Source organism: Streptomyces sp. NPDC031379 (assembly GCF_055569615.1).
On record NZ_JBVIIT010000002.1, the window covers coordinates 109,974 to 130,020 of the forward strand.

At 72.8% G+C, this 20,047-nt stretch carries 22 protein-coding genes; 7 read left to right on the forward strand and 15 right to left on the reverse strand.

What is annotated here, in order from left to right:
• Positions 1–199: 199 nt before the first annotated feature.
• From ACZ5CW_RS03295 to sigE, 4 genes are all read right to left on the reverse strand, one after another.
• Complete coding sequence (locus tag ACZ5CW_RS03295) at positions 200–634, reverse strand: sec-independent translocase (RefSeq protein ID WP_468597914.1); 435 nt, start codon at positions 632–634, stop codon at positions 200–202.
• An 86-nt stretch (positions 635–720) separates the two neighbouring features.
• Complete coding sequence (locus ACZ5CW_RS03300) at positions 721–2,577, reverse strand: S1C family serine protease (RefSeq protein WP_468597916.1); 1,857 nt, start codon at positions 2,575–2,577, stop codon at positions 721–723.
• Positions 2,578–2,765: 188 nt separating this feature from the next.
• On the reverse strand, positions 2,766–3,770 hold the full coding sequence (locus ACZ5CW_RS03305) for an anti-sigma factor family protein (protein ID WP_468597918.1): 1,005 nt from the start codon (positions 3,768–3,770) through the stop codon (positions 2,766–2,768).
• A complete protein-coding gene (gene sigE, locus ACZ5CW_RS03310) occupies positions 3,767–4,480 on the reverse strand; it encodes an RNA polymerase sigma factor SigE (RefSeq protein ID WP_468597920.1) in 714 nt (237 codons plus the stop codon). Before sigE ends, ACZ5CW_RS03305 begins: the two co-directional genes overlap by 4 nt.
• 234 nt (positions 4,481–4,714) lie before the next feature.
• On the opposite strand from sigE, the gene ACZ5CW_RS03315 reads away from it, so the two are divergent.
• Complete coding sequence (locus tag ACZ5CW_RS03315) at positions 4,715–5,413, forward strand: O-methyltransferase (RefSeq protein ID WP_468598391.1); 699 nt, start codon at positions 4,715–4,717, stop codon at positions 5,411–5,413.
• A gap of 87 nt (positions 5,414–5,500) precedes the next feature.
• On the opposite strand, the gene ACZ5CW_RS03320 is transcribed toward ACZ5CW_RS03315, so the two are convergent.
• The gene (locus ACZ5CW_RS03320; RefSeq protein ID WP_018544333.1) at positions 5,501–5,668 is read right to left on the reverse strand and encodes a DUF3117 domain-containing protein; all 168 of its coding nucleotides are present in this window, start codon (positions 5,666–5,668) and stop codon (positions 5,501–5,503) included.
• A 371-nt stretch (positions 5,669–6,039) separates the two neighbouring features.
• Here ACZ5CW_RS03320 and chcB point away from each other — a divergent pair, with 371 nt between their 5' ends.
• Positions 6,040–6,843 carry a 2-cyclohexenylcarbonyl CoA isomerase gene (gene chcB / locus ACZ5CW_RS03325; RefSeq protein ID WP_468597922.1) on the forward strand — a complete coding sequence of 268 codons (804 nt, stop codon included), beginning with the start codon at positions 6,040–6,042 and terminating at the stop codon, positions 6,841–6,843.
• A gap of 19 nt (positions 6,844–6,862) precedes the next feature.
• Here chcB and ACZ5CW_RS03330 read toward each other — a convergent pair whose 3' ends face one another.
• Both ACZ5CW_RS03330 and ACZ5CW_RS03335 read right to left on the reverse strand, forming a co-directional pair.
• Positions 6,863–7,450 carry a DNA-3-methyladenine glycosylase I gene (locus ACZ5CW_RS03330; protein ID WP_468597924.1) on the reverse strand — a complete coding sequence of 196 codons (588 nt, stop codon included), beginning with the start codon at positions 7,448–7,450 and terminating at the stop codon, positions 6,863–6,865.
• On the reverse strand, positions 7,450–7,800 hold the full coding sequence (locus ACZ5CW_RS03335) for a DivIVA domain-containing protein (RefSeq protein ID WP_468597926.1): 351 nt from the start codon (positions 7,798–7,800) through the stop codon (positions 7,450–7,452). The genes ACZ5CW_RS03330 and ACZ5CW_RS03335 overlap by 1 nt, the downstream gene beginning before the upstream one ends.
• A gap of 137 nt (positions 7,801–7,937) precedes the next feature.
• Between ACZ5CW_RS03335 and folP the strand changes: the two genes are divergently transcribed.
• Entirely contained in the window at positions 7,938–8,798 is an 861-nt protein-coding gene (gene folP / locus ACZ5CW_RS03340; RefSeq protein WP_468597927.1) for a dihydropteroate synthase, read from the forward strand.
• Between the two features lie 85 nt (positions 8,799–8,883).
• Here folP and ACZ5CW_RS03345 read toward each other — a convergent pair whose 3' ends face one another.
• Both ACZ5CW_RS03345 and dapE read right to left on the reverse strand, forming a co-directional pair.
• A complete protein-coding gene (locus ACZ5CW_RS03345) occupies positions 8,884–9,642 on the reverse strand; it encodes an LOG family protein (RefSeq protein ID WP_468597929.1) in 759 nt (252 codons plus the stop codon).
• A gap of 107 nt (positions 9,643–9,749) precedes the next feature.
• Positions 9,750–10,829 (reverse strand): succinyl-diaminopimelate desuccinylase, encoded by a 1,080-nt coding sequence (dapE, locus tag ACZ5CW_RS03350; protein WP_468597931.1) that lies wholly within the window; start codon positions 10,827–10,829, stop codon positions 9,750–9,752.
• Between the two features lie 96 nt (positions 10,830–10,925).
• Here dapE and ACZ5CW_RS03355 point away from each other — a divergent pair, with 96 nt between their 5' ends.
• Positions 10,926–11,918: a VldE C-terminal domain-containing protein gene (locus tag ACZ5CW_RS03355; RefSeq protein ID WP_468597933.1), complete on the forward strand. Its 993-nt coding sequence runs from the start codon at positions 10,926–10,928 to the stop codon at positions 11,916–11,918.
• 285 nt (positions 11,919–12,203) lie between these two features.
• On the forward strand, positions 12,204–12,680 hold the full coding sequence (locus ACZ5CW_RS03360) for an ATP-binding protein (RefSeq protein ID WP_468597935.1): 477 nt from the start codon (positions 12,204–12,206) through the stop codon (positions 12,678–12,680).
• 123 nt (positions 12,681–12,803) lie between these two features.
• Here the strand turns inward: ACZ5CW_RS03360 and ACZ5CW_RS03365 are convergent, their stop codons facing one another.
• A complete protein-coding gene (locus tag ACZ5CW_RS03365; protein ID WP_468597937.1) occupies positions 12,804–13,895 on the reverse strand; it encodes a bifunctional succinyldiaminopimelate transaminase/glutamate-prephenate aminotransferase in 1,092 nt (363 codons plus the stop codon).
• Between the two features lie 122 nt (positions 13,896–14,017).
• Complete coding sequence (gene fdxA, locus ACZ5CW_RS03370) at positions 14,018–14,338, reverse strand: ferredoxin (protein ID WP_014674796.1); 321 nt, start codon at positions 14,336–14,338, stop codon at positions 14,018–14,020.
• Between the two features lie 140 nt (positions 14,339–14,478).
• On the opposite strand from fdxA, the gene ACZ5CW_RS03375 reads away from it, so the two are divergent.
• Together ACZ5CW_RS03375 and ACZ5CW_RS03380 are read left to right on the forward strand one after the other, a co-directional pair.
• On the forward strand, positions 14,479–15,594 hold the full coding sequence (locus tag ACZ5CW_RS03375) for a GNAT family N-acetyltransferase (protein WP_468597939.1): 1,116 nt from the start codon (positions 14,479–14,481) through the stop codon (positions 15,592–15,594).
• Between the two features lie 29 nt (positions 15,595–15,623).
• Positions 15,624–16,490: a transglutaminase family protein gene (locus ACZ5CW_RS03380; RefSeq protein WP_468597940.1), complete on the forward strand. Its 867-nt coding sequence runs from the start codon at positions 15,624–15,626 to the stop codon at positions 16,488–16,490.
• A 4-nt stretch (positions 16,491–16,494) separates the two neighbouring features.
• Here the strand turns inward: ACZ5CW_RS03380 and ACZ5CW_RS03385 are convergent, their stop codons facing one another.
• From ACZ5CW_RS03385 to ACZ5CW_RS03400, 4 genes are read right to left on the reverse strand one after another with little or no spacing between them, the layout of a single operon-like run.
• Positions 16,495–17,109 (reverse strand): response regulator, encoded by a 615-nt coding sequence (locus ACZ5CW_RS03385; RefSeq protein ID WP_468597941.1) that lies wholly within the window; start codon positions 17,107–17,109, stop codon positions 16,495–16,497.
• Positions 17,106–18,296, reverse strand: coding sequence for a sensor histidine kinase (locus ACZ5CW_RS03390; protein ID WP_468597943.1), 1,191 nt, complete (start codon positions 18,294–18,296; stop codon positions 17,106–17,108). Before ACZ5CW_RS03390 ends, ACZ5CW_RS03385 begins: the two co-directional genes overlap by 4 nt.
• Positions 18,293–19,033, reverse strand: a complete 741-nt coding sequence (locus ACZ5CW_RS03395; protein WP_468597945.1) for an ABC transporter permease — start codon at positions 19,031–19,033, stop codon at positions 18,293–18,295. The genes ACZ5CW_RS03390 and ACZ5CW_RS03395 overlap by 4 nt, the downstream gene beginning before the upstream one ends.
• The gene (locus tag ACZ5CW_RS03400) at positions 19,030–19,956 is read right to left on the reverse strand and encodes an ABC transporter ATP-binding protein (protein WP_468597946.1); all 927 of its coding nucleotides are present in this window, start codon (positions 19,954–19,956) and stop codon (positions 19,030–19,032) included. The genes ACZ5CW_RS03395 and ACZ5CW_RS03400 overlap by 4 nt, the downstream gene beginning before the upstream one ends.
• Positions 19,957–20,047: the final 91 nt, after the last annotated feature.

Consider the following 20,047-nt stretch of genomic DNA (forward strand, 5'->3'; position numbering starts at 1 on the left):
TCACCCCAGGGGGAGAGGGAAGGGGGGGGGGGTGGTTGGGGGGGGGGGGGGGGGGGGGGGGAGGTTGTCGTCCCTCCCCCCCCCCCCCCCCCCCCCCCCCCCCCGCCAGGTGCGCGCTGTGAAACACGTCACGCACGCGGCGCACGTACGCGCCCGCGTGTCGGCGGGAAGCGGGCAGGCACCCGGACGGTGCCCGCGCCTACGTGGCGTCCGCGTCGAAGGGCGGCCGGTCGTCCTCGCCGGGGTCCTCGGGCTTCTTGGTCATGTCGACACGCCCGCCGGAGGAGGACGAGGAGCCCGGCCCCTGACCGTCACGGCCCTGGACGGCATCCGTGACCTCGGCCATCTCCTTCTTCAGGTCGAAGCCGTTGCGGATCTCCTTCAGCCCCAGCTCGTCGTTGTCCAGCTGCTTGCGGATGAACGTCTTGGGGTTGAGGTCCTCGAACTCGAAGTCCTTGAACTCCGGACCCAGTTCGGTGCGGATGTCCTGCTTGGCGCTCTCCGAGAACTCGCGGATCTTCCGGATCGTGCGCGTCATGTCCTGGATGACCTTCGGGAGCTTGTCCGGACCGAAGACGAGCACAGCGAGCACGATGATGGCCACCAGCTCCAGTGGTCCTATGTCATTGAACACCTGACGCTCCCAATGCGATGTCCTCGGTCGCTCAACCGTACCCGCCGTTCCTGTCCGACCGGTACCGTCCCGAGGTGAGACTTCTGTCAGTTCTGCTCCGACGCGCCCAGCACGAGTGAGACCTCCCGCTCCGTACCGCCGCGTCCGACCGTCAGACGCAGCCGGTCGCCGGGGCGGTGGGCGCGGATCTTGACGATCAGCTCCTCGCCGGTGTGGACGCGCTCCCCGTCGACCTCCGTGATGACGTCGCCCGCCTTGAGGCCGGCGCGCTCGCCGGGCCCGCCCCGCGTGACGGCGGGGCCGCCGCCCGCGCTCTCGCCGTCGATGCGGGCGCCGTCGCCGGTGTAGCCCATGTCGAGGGTCACGCCGATCACGGGGTGGGCGGCATGACCGTTGTTGATCAGCTCCTCGGCGACGCGCTTGGCCTGGTTGACCGGGATGGCGAAGCCGAGGCCGATGGAGCCGGCCTGGCCGCCCTCCGGCACGGAGCCGCTGCCCGCGGAGCGGATCGCGGAGTTGATGCCGATGACCTGGGCCCGGGAGTCGAGCAGCGGGCCGCCGGAGTTCCCCGGGTTGATCGGCGCGTCGGTCTGGAGCGCGTCGACATAGCTGACGTCGCTGCCGTCGCCCTTCTCGCCGCCGGCCGTGATGGGCCGTTCCTTGGCGCTGATGATGCCGGAGGTGACGGTGTTGGCCAGATCGAAGGGGGCCCCGATCGCGACGACGGGGTCGCCGACCTTGACGTCGTCGGAGTTGCCGAGCGGCAGCGGGGTGAGCCCGTGCACGCCCTGCACCTGCACGACGGCGAGGTCATAGCCGCTGTCCCGGCCGACGACCTTGGCCTTGACGGTGTCGCCGCTGCTGAACGTGACGGATATCCGGCCGCCCGAGCCGGCGGGCTCGACGACGTGGTTGTTGGTGAGGATGTGCCCCTGGCCGTCGAGCACGAAGCCGGTGCCGGTGCCCGCCTGGTCGGCCCCGGTGACGTGCAGGGTCACGACACTGGGCAGCGCGCGGGCGGCTATCCCGGCCACGCTGTCCGGCGCACGGCCGGCCGGCACGCTCCCGGCCTGCGGCAGGCGCACGTCGTCGCCCAGGCCGGAACGCTCCACGTACGCGCCCACCGCTCCGCCGATGCCCGCGGAGACGGCAGCGACCAGCAGGGTCCACACGAGTGCCAGCCGCTTCGCCCGCCTGCCACGCTGCCTCTCCGTCAGCACGGCGGCGCCGGTCTGCTGCAGCGGGCCCTGACCGAGTGCCTGCTCCTTGGCCGAACCGGCCGCCCAGGGGTCGTACCGCCCCCAGGGACCCTCACCGCCCTGCTCCTCGGCCGGCATCCCCGCCATCGCCCCGGAAGCCATGGGGGTGAGAGCCATGGGGGTGGGAGCCATGGGGGCGGGAGCGCCCGAGGTGGGGGCGCCGGGGGCCGGGGCGGGAGCACCGGGGGCGGGAGCGCCGGAGGCGGCGGTGCCCGCGCCGGGTGCGGGAGCACCGGGCGGCGGTACGGCGGTGCCCGGCATCGGTCGGGGAACGCCGGGCACCGGGGCGGGCGCCTCTGCCGGGGGTACGGCCGTGCCGTGCGCCGGTGTGACCGCCGGGTGCTGGACGGGCGGCGCCGGCGCCCAGGGGCCCGGCTCGCCGTACGGCGGGGTGCTGTAGGGGTCGGGGTCGTGCAACGGCTTCGGCCGCTCGGCGGGAGCCGCCCAGGCGGTTTCACCAGCCTCTGCCCCGGACTCGGACTCGGCTCCGGTCACGGCATGGGGTGCGGCGTCGCCCGTCGGGGTCGGTGCCGGCTTGGCCAGTTCGAAGTCCCCGGCGGCCGCGGCCTCGTCCCTGTCGTCCTGTTCCACGGGCGCGGGTGTGGTCACCGCAGGGGCCGGCTCGAAGTCGGCCGGGACCTCCCCCGTGTGCACGGCGCCCTCGGGCGTGCCGGCTCGTGTCACCCCCGCCGCTCCCTCCGGACCGTTCTCCGGCGGGACACGGTTCCCCTCGTTCATGCTCTCCCCACGGCTGGCCGCGGCCGCGCGCTCGGGCGGCGGCCGCGGAACGTCGACCACGCCCCCGGATGATCGCCGCGGGCACGGCCCTCACCGGATTCAACCAGGTTCGCGGGCCAGGGCGAAGTGGCCGGTCAGGGGAGCTGGTGGGGCGTGGTGGAGGACGCCGAGGGAGCGGGGGCGGTATCGGGGGCGGGGGCGGACAGCAGACCGGAGCCGGTGAGTCCGTCAGGCGCGGACCAGTCGATGGCCGGGAGGAGGGCCGCCGTCTCGTCCAGCGGACGTATGAGGGGCGACACGGCGGCCGCGCCGGCCGTCACCGGCGCGGTCAGAGCCCGTACGACGTCGTTCTGGGTCTGTCCGGCGGCGAGGGAGGGTCCTCCGGGCAGCAGCGGTGCGGACAGGGAGGTCGGCACCACCGGTGTCTGGCCGAGCAGCGTGCCGCCCGGCGCGAGCAGGGGCCCCATCGCGCGGCGGCGCAGGGTGTCGGGCGTGGCCGCGCCGGCACCGCCGCCCGTACCCGTGCCCGCCGAACGCGCCGGGAGGATGTTGCTGCCGGAGCCGCGGGCGTCGGCGGTCAGGTCGCCGGGGATGGCGGTGGTCACGCCGCCCAGGGCGACCGCGGCCAGCGAGACCGCGCCGGCGGCGGCGAACGCGAACCGCAGTCCGCGCGAGGCGGAGCGGCCGTCGTCCGGGCGGCCCACGGGATGGATACGGAAGCCGCGCTCCTCGGGGACGGGGGCGTGGTGCGGGCGGGCGGGCACGTACCCGAACGCGAAGCGCTCGGCGCGCCTCACGCCGAAGACGCCGGCGGTCCCGAGCCCGGGGTCTCCTCCGAGCAGCCCGTCCCCGGGCGGCGGCGTGCCGCCACCGTCCGGGTCACCTCCCCCGGGAAGGCCCTGGAGGCGGGCCAGGAAGCTCTCCGAGGGCGACGGGGGGGCCGCCTCGGCGAAGACGTTCTTCAGTGCGCGCTGCGCGTCCGCCTCCGCCTTGCACCGGGCACAGGTGGCCAGGTGCGCGAGGACCCGCTCGCGCGTCTCATGACCCAGCTCCCCGTCCACCAGGGCGGAGAGCCGGTCTCCCAGATGCTGCTCTGCGAGGTGCGCCTCCTCGACAGGTTTCGCTCGTGATCCACTCACGCGGTCGCGCCCCCTCCCCCCAGAGCGGGGACACGGGCCATGAAGGAGCGCCGCTCGGCCGCGCGGGCCTCCGGGGAGCGGTGCGCGAGGGCCTTGCGGAGCTGGGAGCGGCCGCGGTGGATACGGGAGCGGACCGTGCCGAGCTTCACGCCGAGGGTCGCGGCGATCTCCTCGTACGACAGCCCCTCGATGTCGCACAGGACGACGGCGGCGCGGAACTCCGGCGCGAGCGTGTCGAGGGCCTGCTGGACGTCGGCGTCGAAGTGGGCGTCGTTGAAGAGCTGCTGCGGGGTGGGTTCACGGCTGGGCAGGCGCTCGGCCGCGTCCTCGCCGAGGGCGTCGAAGCGGATGCGCTGCTTGCGCCGGACCATGTCCAGGAAGAGGTTCGTGGTGATGCGGTGCAGCCAGCCCTCGAAGGTGCCCGGCGAGTACGTCGACAAGGAACGGAAGACGCGGACGAAGACCTCCTGGGTGAGGTCCTCGGCGTCGTGCTGGTTGCCCGTCAGGCGGTAGGCCAGGCGGTAGACCCGGGCGCTGTGCGTGCTGACGATCTCGTCCCACGTGGGCGGAGTCCACGCCTGCCCGTCCGCGTCGGTGGAGAAGGTCGCGGTCTGGGCGGCGCCTGCGGCGAAGCCGGCGGCGTGGCTGTCAGCAGCGGTGTCGGTCACGGATTTCGGCCTGCCCGCCGACCCGAGGAAGCGCCGCAGCACTCCACCCCGATCCCCGGGCGCAGCCGCACCTCCCCTGTCGGCTCTGGTGGTGTCCAGTGGAGCCCCTACCATAGCCACCTCGCCCGTTAGCTCCGGATAAGCGGTTTTACGAGAATTTGATACGCGCTGATACGGCTCATCCGGCTGCGTCAGCAGTTGCTCGGCGTCCTGATCCACCTCTTACCCCCCGTCGCGTCCCGGGCCACCGGCTCTCCCCTTTAAACGCCTGGCCTCATCTGCGGGTTCCCGACGCCAACGGATACAGTCACGCCCAGGCAACCACGGGGACAGGAGAGGGTCATTACCGGCAACCGGCAGACGAGCTGGGCGTTCGCCGACGCCTTTGTCGCCGAGGACGAAGCGCTGCGCTGGGCCCGTGACCGGGCCCGCGAGGCAGGGCTGCGCTCGGTGTCGCCCGGCACGGGCGCCGCGCTGGGACTGCTCGCCGCCTCCGTGGACGCGAAGGCGGTCGCGGAGATCGGTACCGGCTGCGGAGTGTCCGGGATCCATCTGCTGCACGGCATGCGCCCGGACGGGGTGCTCACCACGGTCGACCCGGAGCCGGAGCACCAGCAGTTCGCCCGGCAGGCCTTCCGCGCCGGCGGTTTCGCCAGCAACCGCGCCCGCTTCATCCCGGGCCGCGCCCTGGAGGTACTGCCCCGGCTCGCGGACGCGGGCTACGACCTGGTCTTCTGCGACGGGGACCGGCTGGAGTACCTGGACTATCTCGCTGAATCGTTGCGTCTGCTGCGTCCGGGCGGCCTGGTGGCCTTCGAGGGGATCTTCGCCAACGGCCGTACCGTCGACTCCGGCCCGCAGCCGACAGAGGTGCTGCGGCTGCGTGAGCTGCTGCGCGCGGTGCGCGAGAGCCAGGAGCTGGTGCCGTCGCTGCTGCCGGTGGGCGACGGGCTGCTGTGTGCCGTCAAGCGGTGACCGGGGCCGGGGCGGGCCCCGCGAACGCGGCTGCCCCGACACCGCGTACGATGCCGGGGCAGCCGCAAGGACAGGATCGCTGGGACGTCAGACGACGACCTTCTTGAGGGCGTCGCCGAGCGCCTCGGCCTCGTCAGGGGTCAGCTCGACGACGAGTCGACCGCCGCCTTCGAGCGGAACGCGCATGACGATGCCCCGCCCCTCCTTGGTCACCTCGAGCGGGCCATCGCCCGTCCGCGGCTTCATGGCCGCCATGCTCGTTCCCCTTCCTGAAACCAGCTCATCGTCTGCCGACGGCCCAGGGAGGGCCCTAGCCGCCCGAAACGGACACGCGTCACCGGCATCGAACACATTGCTTCCAAGCCATTATCCCGCATCGCAGGACCCGATGACCAACATCAGTCGGCATCGCTTGGGCAACGCACGCGAGCAAAACCACTCAATTCGGCGATGTGGCTGCGATACTGCGCCCCCGCATGGAGATCGGCCGGCCGGCCCCGCTCCGGAATTCTTTGACACAGGTCACACGTCCGGTCCGGCCCCTGGGCGCCGATCTCCGCCATGCTGTCCTCTGACAGGGGCGTACTGACCAGTACGTCACCAGCCGCGACCGGAGGGGATGCGCCATGGCCGACACCGTGCTCTACGAGGTGAACGACGGACTCGCGACGATCACGCTGAACCGCCCCGAGGCGATGAACGCGCTGAACATCGCGACCAAGGTCGCCCTCCGGGAGGCGGCGGAATCCGCGGCCGGGGACACCGCCGTACGGGCGATCCTGCTGACGGCCGCCGGGGAGCGGGCGTTCTGCGTGGGCCAGGACCTCAAGGAACACATCGGGCTGCTCATCAGTGACCGGGAGACCGGGTCGCGGCAGACGATGAACACGGTCAAGGAGCACTACAACCCGATCGTGCGGGCCCTGGCCGGGGCGGCCAAGCCGGTGGTCGCCGCGGTGAACGGCGTCGCGGCCGGGGCGGGCTTCGGCTTCGCGCTCGCCGCGGACTACCGGGTGGTGGCCGACACGGCCGCCTTCAACACGTCGTTCGCGGGCGTGGCGCTGACCGCGGACTCCGGCATCTCCTGGACGCTGCCGCGGGTGATCGGCCCGAGCCGCGCCGCCGACCTGCTGCTCTTCCCGCGCAACATCAGCGCCCAGGACGCGCTGGAGCTGGGCATCGCCAACCGGGTCGTCCCCTCCGCCGAGCTGCGGGCCGAGGCCGAGAAGGTGGCGCGGGCGCTGGCCGACGGGCCCACCGTGGCGTACGCGGCGATCAAGGAGGCGATGGCCTACGGCCTCACGCACTCCCTCTCCGAGACGCTGGAGAAGGAGGACGAACTGCAGACGCGGGCGGGGCGGTCCGAGGACCACACGATCGCCGTCCAGGCCTTCGTCAACAAGGAGAAGCCGAAGTACCTGGGCCGGTAGCCCCTCGGCCCCGCGCCGCTCAAGGGGCGCTGCGCGCCACGCACGTCTCCAGGTGGTCGTTGACCAGGCCGCACGCCTGCATGAGCGCGTAGGCCGTCGTCGGGCCGACGAATCTGAGGCCGCGCTTCTTCAGGGCCTTGGACAGGGCCGTCGACTCCGGGGTGACCGCGGGGACGTCGGCGAGGGTCCTCGGGACGGCGCGGCCGGCCGGGTCGGGGGCGTGGGACCAGATCAGTTCGTCCAGCTCGCCCTCCGGCCAGCCGGCGAGCACGCGCGCGTTGGAGAGCGTCGCGTCGACCTTGGCCCGGTTGCGGATGATGCCCGGGTCGGCCAGCAGGCGCTCGCGGTCCTCGTCGGTGAAGGCGGCGACCTTCTCGATGTGGAAGCCGGCGAAGGCCGTGCGGAAACCGGGGCGGCGGCGCAGGATCGTGATCCAGGACAGGCCCGACTGGAAGGCCTCCAGGCTGATCCGCTCGAAGAGGGCGTCGTCGCCGTGGACCGGGCGGCCCCACTCCTCGTCGTGGTACGACACATAGTCGTCGGTGGACAGGGCCCACGGGCAGCGCAGGGCGCCGTCGGGCCCCGCGAGAGCGGCTCCGGCGGTCATCACCGGCCCTCCTGCTCGGGCTTGTCCAGGCGGATGTGCGCGGCGGCGGCCCGGGCTCCGGCCAGCGCGGACTCCAGGTCGGTGATCCGGGCGTCCCGCTCGGCGAGTTCGGCGGCGAGACGGCCGAGCGCGTCGTCGACGTCGGCCATGCGGTAGCCCCGCGGGGCTACCGGGAAGCGCAGGCTCTCCACGTCCGCGCGGCCCACCGGGCGGTCCGCGGGCAGCGGATCCTGCAGCCGCTCCGGTACCGCCTCGGGCAGCGTGCCGCTCTCGCCGCCGCCCACCACCGCGAGGGTCACCGCGGCGACCACGACGGCCAGCGCGACGACCAGGAACAAGAACATCACCATCGCCAGGGGTCCCCACGCTCGGTACCGGACGTTGTGCCGGACGCTGAATCTGTCAGGGTCCGATCGTGCCATGCGAGTCTGACAGTTAGGGTCGCAGGCGGCCGTACTGCGGAACGTACTACGAGAGGTCACAGCGGATGCTCAGGTTGGGCAGGCGGGAATTCGGGCCCCACGAGCCGGTGATCATGGCGATCGTGAACCGGACCCCTGACTCCTTCTACGACCGGGGGGCCACCTTCCGTGACGAGCCGGCCCTCGCGCGTGTGGAGCAGGCGGTGGCCGAGGGCGCCGCGATCATCGACATCGGCGGGGTGAAGGCCGGTCCCGGCGAAGAGGTCACGGCGCAGGAGGAGGCCCGGCGGACGGTCGGCTTCGTCGCGGAGGTACGGCGCCGGTTCCCCGATGTGATCATCAGCGTGGACACCTGGCGGGCCGAGGTCGGCGAGGCGGTGTGCGAGGCGGGCGCGGACCTGCTGAACGACGCGTGGGGCGGGGTCGATCCGGGGCTGGCGGAGGTCGCGGCGCGGTACCGGGTGGGACTGGTGTGCACGCACGCGGGTGGTGTGCAGCCGCGGACGCGGCCCCACCGGGTGACCTACGACGACGTCATGGCCGACATCCTGGAGGTGACCGTGGGGCTGGCCGAGCGGGCGGTGGCGCTGGGGGTGCAGAGGGAGTCGGTGCTGATCGACCCCGGGCACGACTTCGGGAAGAACACGCGGCACAGTCTGGAGGCGACGCGGCGGCTGGACGAGATGGTCGCGACGGGGTGGCCGGTGCTGGTGTCCCTGTCCAACAAGGACTTCGTCGGCGAGTCCTTGGACCGGCCGGTGAAGGAGCGGTTGATCGGCACGTTGGCGACGACCGCGGTGTCCGCGTGGCTCGGGGCGCAGGTGTACCGGGTCCATGAGGTCGCCGAGACCCGTCAGGTACTGGACATGGTGGCGTCGATCGCCGGGCACCGCGCCCCCGCGGTGGCTCGCCGGGGCCTGGCCTGACCCAGGGCGTGCCGCACCCCGAACTCCGGGGCGGATTTTCGGGGTGCGGCGGGTCAGCGGGCTTCGGCCCGAGCCCGGCGGCTCGTCAGCGGCCCGCCTCCTTCGAGACCAGGGCCACCGCTTCCGCCACGTCGTCCGTCACATGGAACAGCAACAGGTCCTTCTCCGCGGCCTTGCCCTGGGCGATCACCGTGCTCTTCAGCCAAGAGACCAGCCCGCCCCAGTACTCGCTGCCGAAGAGGACGATCGGGAAGCGGGTGACCTTCTGGGTCTGGACCAGGGTGAGGGCCTCGAAGAGTTCGTCCAGCGTGCCGAGGCCGCCGGGCAGGACCACGAACCCCTGGGCGTACTTCACGAACATCATCTTGCGGACGAAGAAGTACCGGAAGTTCAGCCCGATGTCGACGTAGGGGTTCAGTCCCTGCTCGAAGGGAAGTTCGATACCGAGGCCCACCGAGGTGCCGCCCGCCTCGCACGCGCCCTTGTTGGCCGCCTCCATCGCGCCCGGGCCGCCGCCCGTGATCACCGCCCAGCCGGCCTCCACCAGACCCCGGCCGAGCCGCACGCCCGCGTCGTAGTCCGGAGAGTCCACCGGCGTCCGCGCCGAGCCGAACACGCTGATGGCGGGAGGGAGCTCGGCGAGCGTGCCGAAGCCCTCGATGAACTCCGACTGGATGCGCAGGACCCGCCAGGGGTCGGTGTGGACCCAGTCGGTGGGGGCACGCTCGTCCAGCAGCCGCTGGTCGGTCGTGCTGGCCGTCACCTGTCCCCGCCGTCGGAGGACCGGTCCGAGCCGCTGCTCGTCCGGCGGCTGCTTCTTCCCCTCGGGGTTGCCGGTAGCCATGTGCGCTCCCTCCGCTTGCGGGTAGTTCGATCTCAGCGTAGATCCAGACGGGTTACGGAGGGGGGACCTGAGCATGTCCGGCGTGCAGCGGCACCACCCGGCGCGGGCTACGCGGTGAGCCAGTGCCGCAGGCGCTCCTCGCCCGCCAGGATCTTCGCGGTCTCCACGCGCTCGTCGCGCTTGTGCGCCAAGTGCGGGTTGCCCGGGCCGTAGTTGACCGCGGGAATGCCGAGCGCGGAGAAGCGGGACACGTCCGTCCAGCCGTACTTGGGCTGCGGGGTGCCGCCCACCGCCTCGATGAAGGCCGCCGCGGCCGGGTGGGAGAGGCCGGGCAGCGCGCCGCCGCTGTGGTCGTCGACCAGGAACTCCTCGACACCGCAGTCCGCGAACACCTCGCGGACGTGCGCGATCGCCTCCTCCTCCGTACGGTCGGGGGCGTAGCGGAAGTTGACCGTGACCACGCACTCGTCGGGGATGACGTTGCCCGCGACCCCGCCGCTGATGCCGACCGCGTTCAGGCCCTCGCGGTACTCCAGTCCGTCGATCACCGGGTAGCGGGGTTCGTAGGCCGCCAGCCGGGCCAGGACGGGGGCCGCCGCGTGGATCGCGTTGGAGCCCATCCAGCTGCGTGCCGAGTGGGCCCGCTCGCCCGTGGTCTTCAGCAGCACGCGCAGGGTGCCCTGGCAGCCGCCCTCGACCTCGCCGTCCGAGGGCTCCAGCAGGATCGCGAAGTCGCCCGCCAGCCAGTCCGGGCGGGCCTCGGCGACGTGCTTGAGGCCGTTGAGGTCGGCGGCGACCTCCTCGTTGTCGTAGAAGACGAAGGTCAGGTCGCGGTTGGGGGCCGGGACCGTGGCCGCGATGCGCAGCTGCACGGCCACACCCGACTTCATGTCGCAGGTGCCGCAGCCCCACAGCACGCCGTCCTCGTCCAGGCGGGAGGGCACGTTGCCGGCGATGGGCACCGTGTCGATGTGGCCGGCCAGGATGACCCGCTCCGCACGGCCCAGGTTCGTCCGCGCGATCACGTTGTTGCCGTAGCGGTCGACCGTCAGGTGCGGCAAGGCGCGCAGCGCGGTCTCGATGGCGTCCGCGAGCGGCTTCTCGGTGCCGCTCTCGGAGGGGAGATCCACGAGCTGGGCGGTGAGCGCCGCGGCGTCGAGCGTGAGGTCAAGCGAGGTGTCGGCCATGGCCACGACCCTAGCGCGGCCCCCGGCGGGCCCGGGTCCGCGGCGCCGCGGCGCACCCCCCGTGAGGGTCCGGAGGGCCTCCAGTACCTTGTACGCGTGTCCGAGCCGTCCCCCACCCGTCCCAAGCGTCGCGGCCGTCTCTTCCGTTTCGCCGCGGCTCTGCTGGTCCTGTGCGGCGTGGCCGCGTACCTCGTGGTGCAGTACGTCACCGGAGGCGGCGGAGCCCGCGGCTGCAAGGTGGTCTCGGCCTCGGGCGACGGGGCGTCGTACGAGTTCACGCCCGAGCAGGCGGTGAACGCGGCGACGATCGCCGCCGTCGGCACCGGGCGCGGGATGCCCCGGCGGGCCGTGACGATCGCGCTGGCCACCGCCCTGCAGGAGTCGGGGCTGCGCAACATCGAGCACGGCGACCGGGACTCGCTGGGCCTGTTCCAGCAGCGTCCCTCGCAGGGCTGGGGCACCGAGCGGCAGATCATGGACCCGGCGTACGCGGCGGGCATCTTCTACGCGCACCTGGCCAAGGTGCCCCACTACCCGGGCCTGCCGCTCACGGTGGCCGCGCAGCGGGTGCAGCGCAGTGGCTACCCGGAGGCGTACGCCAAGCACGAGCCGGACGCCACACTGCTGGCGGCGGCGCTGACCGGGCAGGCGGCGGCCGCGCTGACCTGCGACGGGCGCCCGCCGCACCCGGCCTCGGCGACGGGTCCGCAGGCGGTACGGGACGCACTGGTGCGGGACTTCGGGCGGGACGCGCTGCAGGAGACCGGTGCGGTGGTGGGCGGTACGCCCGTGCCGTCGCCCTCCCCCTCGCCGAGCGTGACCGCCACCGCGCACGGGCGGACCGTGACCGTTCCGGTGCCCGAGGGCGCGAGGGCGGACGCGTCCGGACGCACGGAGCGGGAGCGGGGCTGGCAGCTGGCGCAGTGGGCGGTCGCCAACTCCTCGGCGCTGCGCATCGAGCGGGTGTCGTACGCGGGGCGGCAGTGGACCGTCGGGAGCACCAGCGACCAGTGGCGGACGACGCGCTCGGACGGAGCCGGCGGTGCGGAGAACTCCGTGGGGGCCGTCCGGATCGTGACCGGACAGTAGTGCGGGGCCTCACCCCGGCGGGTTGTGCGACCCCGGCCGGCCCGGCCGTCCCGGCAGGCTTCGTGAAGGAGCCGGAAACCCTTGGAAATCAAGGGCCGTAAGGATTCTGCAGGACTACCGGCAGACGTTCTTTGCCCGTTTTTATCCACACCTGATAATGCGATGCGTTATCCATTCTTTACCGGGGACGTCCGCAACCTTCGCGGTCCTCGAGCGGTAGTCACGGCGTCCGAGCACGGACACGAGCCCGGACACACACCGTTCTCTCCCGTCGAATGGAGCATCATGTCCCTCCCTCTGACCCGCCGGATCGCCCGTGCCGCGCTGCTCGTCGCAGCGGGAGCGGCTGCCGGGGTCGGTGCGGCCGGCTCCGCCGGTGCGGCCACGAATCTGCCGGCGGCCACCCCCAACCTGGGCGGTCTGACCGCCCTGGACGGAGCGAACGTCGGCAACACCGTCGTCGGTGCCGCGCAGAGCGCCACCTCGCTCGCGGGTGACGCCGGCGGCAAGGCGGTCAAGCAGACGGCGCCGGCCGCGGGCAAGACCGGCGGTGCCATGAAGAAGACGCCCGCGGCCCAGAAGGCCGCGGGGGGCGCGGCCGGGGTCGCCGGGGGCGTCCTGGGCGAAACCGCGGCCGCCGCGACGAAGGGCGGGCTGCCGACGGGCGCGCTGACGAAGGGCGGCCTGCCGACGGGCGCGCTGACCAAGGGCGGCCTGCCGACCGCGTCCCTGCCGACGAAGGGTCTGCCGCTGGGCGGCTGAGCGCCGCCGTCCGACCGCCGAGGGGTCCGGGTTCTCCGCCCGGGCCCCGTCGCTACGCCGGCCGGGGCCGACGGGCGCTCGCGCCGCGGGCCCCGCTCACCCACCGCCCACGGCGGTGGCCCGTCACAACCGCGCGACCGCCGCGCGGATCCGCTCGTCCGTGGCCGTCAGGGCCACGCGTACGAACTTCTCGCCCGCCTCGCCGTAGAAGTCCCCGGGAGCCACCAGGATGCCCAGGTCGGCCAGGTGGGCGACCGTGTCCCAGCAGGACTCGTCCCGGGTGGCCCAGAGGTAGAGGCTCGCCTCGCTGTGCTCGATGCGGAAGCCGTGGCCGAGCAGAGCCGCCCGCAGGGCCTCGCGGCGGGCCGCGTAGCGCTCCCGCTGGACACGGACGTGCTCGTCGTCGCCGAGGGCCGCCACGACGGCCGCCTGGGTCGGCGCGGAGGTCATCATGCCGCCGTGCTTGCGGATCTCCAGCAGGGGGCCGAGGACGGCCGGGTCACCGGCGACGAAGGCCGCGCGGTAGCCCGCCAGGTTCGAGCGCTTGGAGAGCGAGTGGACGGCGACGATGCCGTCGTAGGAGCCGCCGTTGACATCCGGGTGCAGGACCGAGACCGGGTCGGCCTCCCAGCCCAGCTCGAGGTAGCACTCGTCGGAGACGAGCAGCACGCCGTGCTCGCGGGCCCAGGCGACGATCGCGGTCAGGTCCTCCTTCGACAGGACCTTGCCGGTGGGGTTGGACGGGGAGTTCAGCCACAGGAGCTTCAGACCGGCCGGGTCCAGGTCGCGCGGGTCGTCGTAGACCTCGTAGCCGGCGCGGGCCAGGCGGGCGCCGACCTCGTAGGTCGGGTAGGCGAGGCGCGGGTAGGCCACCCTGTCGCCGGGGCCGAGACCCAGCTGGGTCGGCAGCCAGGCCACCAGTTCCTTGGAACCGACGACCGGCAGGACATGGCGGTGGGTGACGTCGCGGGCGCCAAGGCGGCGCTCCAGCCAGCCGGTGATCGCGTCGCGCAGGGCCGGCGTGCCCCACACGGTCGGGTAGCCCGGGGAGTCGGCCGCCTCGATCAGGGCCTTCTGGATCAGCTCGGGGACCGGGTCGACCGGGGTGCCGACGGAGAGGTCGACGATCCCGTCGGGGTGCGCCGCGGCCGTCTTCTTGTACGGGTCCAGCTTGTCCCAGGGAAAGGTGGGCAGGCGGTCGGAGACTGCGGACACGATCTGTGGCTCACTTTCGTCTGGTGCGGCGAACGCCTCGGTCCCGTACGGCGGCGATCCGGGCGATCGGGCCGTACGGGACCGAGGCGGCGCGGGGCGCGAGCCGCTTGGCGCTTAAACTGTCACTCGCCCTGCGGCGGCAGCGCGGCGACGAAGGGGTGGTCGCGCTCGATCAGCCCCAGCTTGCTGGCACCGCCGGGAGAACCCAGCTCGTCGAAGAACTCGACGTTCGCCTTGTAGTAGTCCTTCCACTCCTCCGGGACGTCGTCCTCGTAGAAGATCGCCTCGACCGGGCAGACCGGCTCACAGGCACCACAGTCGACGCATTCGTCCGGGTGGATGTACAAGGACCGCTGGCCCTCGTAGATGCAGTCGACCGGGCACTCCTCGATGCACGCCTTGTCCTTCACGTCGACACAAGGCTGCGCGATGACGTAGGTCACGCTGTCGTTCCTCCTCGATAGGGCGCTGGCGGGCCTCCTCAGGCTCCGCCGCCTGGCGCGCGGGAGCGCGGCGTCGTCGATGCCCACCCCTAGTATCTCCGTTCCGGAGCATGATCCGAACAGGAGGGGTGAACTGACCAGTGGAAATCTCGGCTGCAGGACGCCTGGAAGTCCGTATCACCCCTACTGACGTGGGAAAACGAGTGTCGGTACGGCGCTTGAGCGACCCCGGAGAGACGCAAGAGAAGTTCACCGACACGCTGGGTGTTCTCACATCATGGAATGCTGGCGTGCTCATGATCACATGTCGGGACGGCCGGAGTGTCCGGATCCCGGAATCCTCGCTGGTCGCGGGAAAGGTCGTACCGGCCGCTCCGGCACGCCGCCGGGGCCCCGCGGCGAGCTATCCGGAACTCGCCCGGGTCGCGTCACGCGGATGGCGGCCGGTGGAGAGCGAGCGGCTCGGCGAGTGGGAGCTGCGGGCGGCAGCCGGATTCACCCGGCGGGCCAACAGCGTGCTGCCGCTCGGTGATCCCGGCCTTCCGCTCGACGCGGCCCTGTCGGCCGTACGACGCTGGTACGGCGAGCGTGGCCTGCCCGCATACGTGCAGACCGCCACCGGCGCCGAGGGCACGCAGGAGCTGCTCTGCGCGGAGCTGGAGCGGCGTGGCTGGGTGCGGGAGGTGACCGCCGAGCTGTGGACCGGTGCCCTGGCGCCGGTCGCGGACCGGGCGGAGGGCGCGCAGGTGGCCCTGTCCCGGGAGGCGGACGAGGCGTGGCTCGCACGGTACCGGCGCAAGGGGGTGAGCGAGGTGGCCCTGCGGGTGCTCGGCGACGGCCCGTCGGTGTGGTTCGCGTCCCTGCCCGCAGCCGAGGGTGAGCCTCCCGCGGCGATCGGGCGGTGTGTCGTGGACGGCCGGTGGGCCGGGTTCGCCGCGGTCGAGGTGGATCCCGGCCGGCGGCGGCAGGGGCTCGCCACCGAGGTGATGGCCGCGCTGGCCCGGCGCGCGCTGGACGAGGGCGCGTCGGCGGCCTGGCTGCAGGTCGAGACGGACAACGAGGGCGCGCGTGCGCTCTACGCGGCGCTGGGCTTCACGCCGCATCACACGTACCACCACTACCGGGCCCCCGAAGCCCCGTCCGACCGGCCGGCCTCGACGGAGGCCGGCGGCCGGCGAGGGGCGACGGAGGCGACCGGTGGCCGGCCCGGGGCGGAAGACGCACCCGGCGGCCGCCCCGGGGCCGGAGGGTCGTAGGAAGCGCTGTGGAAGGGCAAGAGCCTGTCATGGGTCACCCGCATCTGCCGCCCCCGTACCCGCCCCCGCCGGAGCGGTCCGCCGAGCTGCGGCAGCGGTTCGCCGAGGAGGCCCGCTCCGAGCGGCCGGACCTGTCGGCGCTGTGCCTGCTGATCGGCGCGCACGCGGACGGCTCGCTGGACGAGGCCGGCATCGACGCGGCGCAGCTCGAGCTGGACCGGCTGGCGGGCGAGCTGCCGTACCGGCCCGGCGGGCCGCGCGCGTGGGCCGAGGCCGTACGGCGGCTGCTGGGCGCGCGGTACGAGTTCCACGGGACCCCGGCCGACTACCAGCGGCTGGAGTCGTCGTTGCTGCACGAGGTGCTGCGCCGCCGGCGCGGACTGCCGATCCTGCTGTCGGTGGTGTGGCTGGAGGTGGCCCGCAGGGCGGGGGCCCCGGTGTACGGGGTCGCGCTGCCGGGGCACTTCGTGATCGGGTTCGGCGCGGCGGAGGAGCAGGTGCTGGCCGATCCGTTCGAGGGGGGCCACGTACTGACCGGCACCGACGCCGAGTTGCTCGTGGTGGGTGCCACGGGCGCGCCGCTGGATGCCTCGATGCTGGAGCCCGCGCCGCCGCTGGAGGTCGTACAGCGCGTCCTGAACAACATCCGGGCGTGGGCCACCGCCCGGCCCGAGCGGTCCGACGTCGCCCTGCGCGCCGTGGAGCTGGCGCTGCTGATCCCCTCGCATCCGGCCCGGCTGCGGTACGAGCGCGGGCAGCTGCTGGTGCAGCGAGGAGAGTTCGTCGCGGGCGCCGAGGAGCTGGACGCCTATGCGGACCTGATCGAGGTCGTCGACGAACCGGCCGCCCGCAAGGTGCGGCAACAGGCCCACACCGCCCGGGCGATGCTCAACTGAGCCGTCACAGCCACCCCTTCTCCCGGGCGGTCCGTACCGCCTCCGCCCGGTTGCGAACCGCCAGCTTCTGGATGGCCGTGGAGAGGTAGTTGCGGACGGTGCCCTGGGAGAGATGGAGGGCCTTGGCCAGTTCGGCGTTGGTGGCGCCGTCGGCGGCCGCGCGGAGCACCTCGCGTTCGCGCTCGGTGAGCGGGTTGGCGCCCTCGGCGAGCGCGGCGGCGGCGAGCGTGGGATCGATGACCCGCTCGCCGGACAGCACCTTGCGGATCGCCTCGGCGAGCTGCGCGGCCGGGGCGTCCTTGACGAGGAAGGCGTCGGCACCCGCCTCCATGGCGCTGCGCAGGTAGCCGGGCCGGCCGAAGGTGGTGAGGACGACGAGCTTGACCCGGGGGTGCTCCCGGTGCACCCGGGCGGCCGCCTCGATGCCGGTGCAGCCCGGCATCTCGATGTCGAGCAGTGCCACGTCCACGCCGTGCGCGCCGACGGCCGCCAGCACCTCGTCCCCCCGGGCCACCTGGGCGACGACCTCGATGTCGTCCTCCAGGCCCAGCAGTGCCGCCAGCGCCTCGCGGACCATCGACTGGTCCTCGGCCAGCAGGACCTTGATCGTGCTCGTCATGCCCCGGATCCTACGTCCGCCGAGGGAGCCGTGGGCACGCGGGCGACCAGCCGGAACCCGTGCTTGGCCCGGCCCGCCTCCAGGGTTCCGCCGGCCTTCTCCAGACGCTCGGTCAGGCCGGTCAGGCCGTTGCCGGGGCCCGTGCCGGAGCCGCCGGAGCCGTTGTCCTCGACGGCCAGTTCGAGGACCGGTCCGTCCAGGGTCTGACGGTGGATGAGCCGGACGAGGCAGCGGTCGGCGCCACTGTGCCGCACCACGTTGGTGACCGCCTCGCGCAGCGCCCAGGCGAGCGCGGACTCGGCCTCCTCGGGGACATCGGTGAGGTCGGACTCGGCGGGCACCTCGGCGACGACACCGGCGGCGGTCAGGGCGACCTGGGTGCCGGCGAGTTCGGCGGCGAGCCGGGGGCGCCGGTAACCGGTGACGGCCTCCCGGACGTCCACCAGGGCCTGCCGGCTGACCTGTTCGATGTCGGCGACCTGCTGCGCCGCCTTGTCCGGGTGGTCGGGCAGCATGCGGCCGGCCAGCTCGCTCTTCAGAGTGATCAGGGAGAGGGAGTGGCCGAGCAGGTCGTGCAGGTCGCGGGCGAGGCGCAGACGTTCCTCGTTCGCGGCGAGCTGGGCGACGGTGGCCCGGGCCTTGCGCAGCTCGATCGTCGTGCGCACGAGTTGGCCGACGCCGGTCATCGCGAAACCGATGAGCAGGACCAGCAGAAACAGGCCGCGTGCCTCCTTCTCGTCGGAGTGCAGGCCGATCAGATACATCACCACGGCGGAGGCCGGGATCGCCCAGTAGGCCGCCCGTAGCGGCAGGGTGGCCCCCCAGGCGACCGACAGGTAGACGAAGAGTCCGAGCCAGGCACTGCCGAGGGTGAAGGCGAGCACGGGGGCGAGGACACCGAGAATCCCGCCCAGGGTGAGCACGACGCGCGGGGAGAACGGCCGGCCGATGTTGCGGTAGACCAGCGTCAGGTAGACCCCTACGAAGACAGTGAGCCCGAGTGAGCCGGCCACGGTGGCGCCGGTGGTGTGTCCGCCGTCGGCCAGGTCCTCGACCGGCGAGCTGAGGAAGACCAGCCAGACTCCGATCCACAGCGTCTTGACGAGCAGCTCCCGCCGGTTGCGGGGCGGCCAGCCCACGGGCGTGCGCTCCGGCATTCCCTGCCGGTCTTCCGTCATCGTGCTCACGCCTTCAGCGTGTCCTTCCGGTACAGCCAGGCCGCGCCGCCCGTGAAGAGGACGAAGTAGACGGCGAGGACGGCGATGTCCGACGTGTGCGGGGCCTGGCTCTGCTCGATCGCCCGTCCCAGGGCAGCGTACGCGTGCGTGGGCAGCCACTTGGCGATGTCCTGGAGGACCTGCGGGAAGGTCGTGGACGGCATCCACAGCCCGCCGAGGATCGACAGGCCGAAGTAGACGATCATCGTGATCGGGCGGACCGCGTCCCCGGAGGCGACGTACCCGATGGCGACGCCGAGCGCGGCGAAGACGAGGCTGCCGGCCCAGATGACCCCGGTGAGGGCGAGCCACTGCCAGGCGTCGAGCCGTACGTCCTTCACGGCGGCGGCGACGAGGAACACGACGACGATGGACGGCAGGCTCACCACGGCGGCGCCGGCGGTCTTGGCGAGGACATAGCCGCGTCCGGGCAGCGGGGTCAGCCGCAGCTGCCGTACCCAGCCGCTCTCGCGCTCCTTGGCGATGCGCTCGCTGTTGCCCATCAGGACGGCGGTGAGGGCGCCGAAGGAGGCCATGGAGACCATCAGGTAGGTGGCGACGGTCTGCCCGCTGCCGTCGACCTTCTCGGCGGAGCCGGCGCTGCTGGAGAAGATCAGGTAGATGATCGAGGGGTAGAGCACCGAGAAGAACAGGAACTTCCTGTTGCGCAGGGCGCGGGACAGCTCGAGCTTGATGAGCGCGTTCATGACTGCTTGGCCTCCTCGGCCTCCGTGATGGCGACGAAGGCCTGCTCCAGGCCGAGGCCGGCGACTTCGAGGTTGCGGGGGTAGACACCGAGGCCGTACAGGGCGTGGACGGTCGCGTCGGCGTCGGTGGACTGGATGCGGACGGTCTGCCCGGAGACGTCGACGGAGGTGAGGAACGGCAGGGCGCGCAGGGCGGCCTCGTCGATGGCGCCCTCCAGGTCGAAGGAGACCCGCCGCGCCCCCGCCTTGGCCTTGATCTCGGCGGCCGTGCCGTCGGCGAGCAGGCGGCCGCGGTGCAGCACCAGGACCCGGTCGGCGATGGCGTCGGCCTCTTCCAGGTAGTGGGTGGCGAAGAGGACCGTACGGCCCTGGTCGGCCTGCTCGCGCATGGTGGCCCAGAAGGCCTGGCGGGCGGAGACGTCCATGCCGGTGGTGGGCTCGTCCAGGATGATCAGGTCGCTGTCGCCGGCGGTGGCGAGGGCGAAGCGGACGCGCTGGGCCTGGCCGCCGGAGAGCCTGTTGACCTTGCGGTCCGCGATCTGCGTGATGCCCGCGCGGGCCATCACGTCGGTGGCCTTGTACGGCTTCGGGTGCAGCGAGCAGGCCAGCCTCACGAGTTCGGTGACGGTGACCTCGTCCATCAGTCCGCCGCTCTGCAGCATGGCCCCGACCCGGCCGGCGACGATCGCCTCGCGCGGGCTGGTGCCGAACACGCTCACCGTGCCGCTGTCGGGCTGCTTGAGCCCGAGGAGCAGGTCGAGGGTGGTGGACTTGCCGGCCCCGTTCGGGCCGAGGAGGGCGACGGTCTCGCCGGGGTGCAGCCGGAGCGAGAGCCCGTCGACGGCGCGGGTGCTGCCGTACGTCTTGGTCACCTGGTCGAACCCGACCACCGCGGTGGTGGCCGGAGCCGCTGTCGTTGTCATGGCGTCCATGCTGGCCGGAAGCGCCCCGGCCCCGGCAGTGTCGGCGGTCCTGACTGCCGGATGACAGATGTCATGCGGATCGGGTGACGGA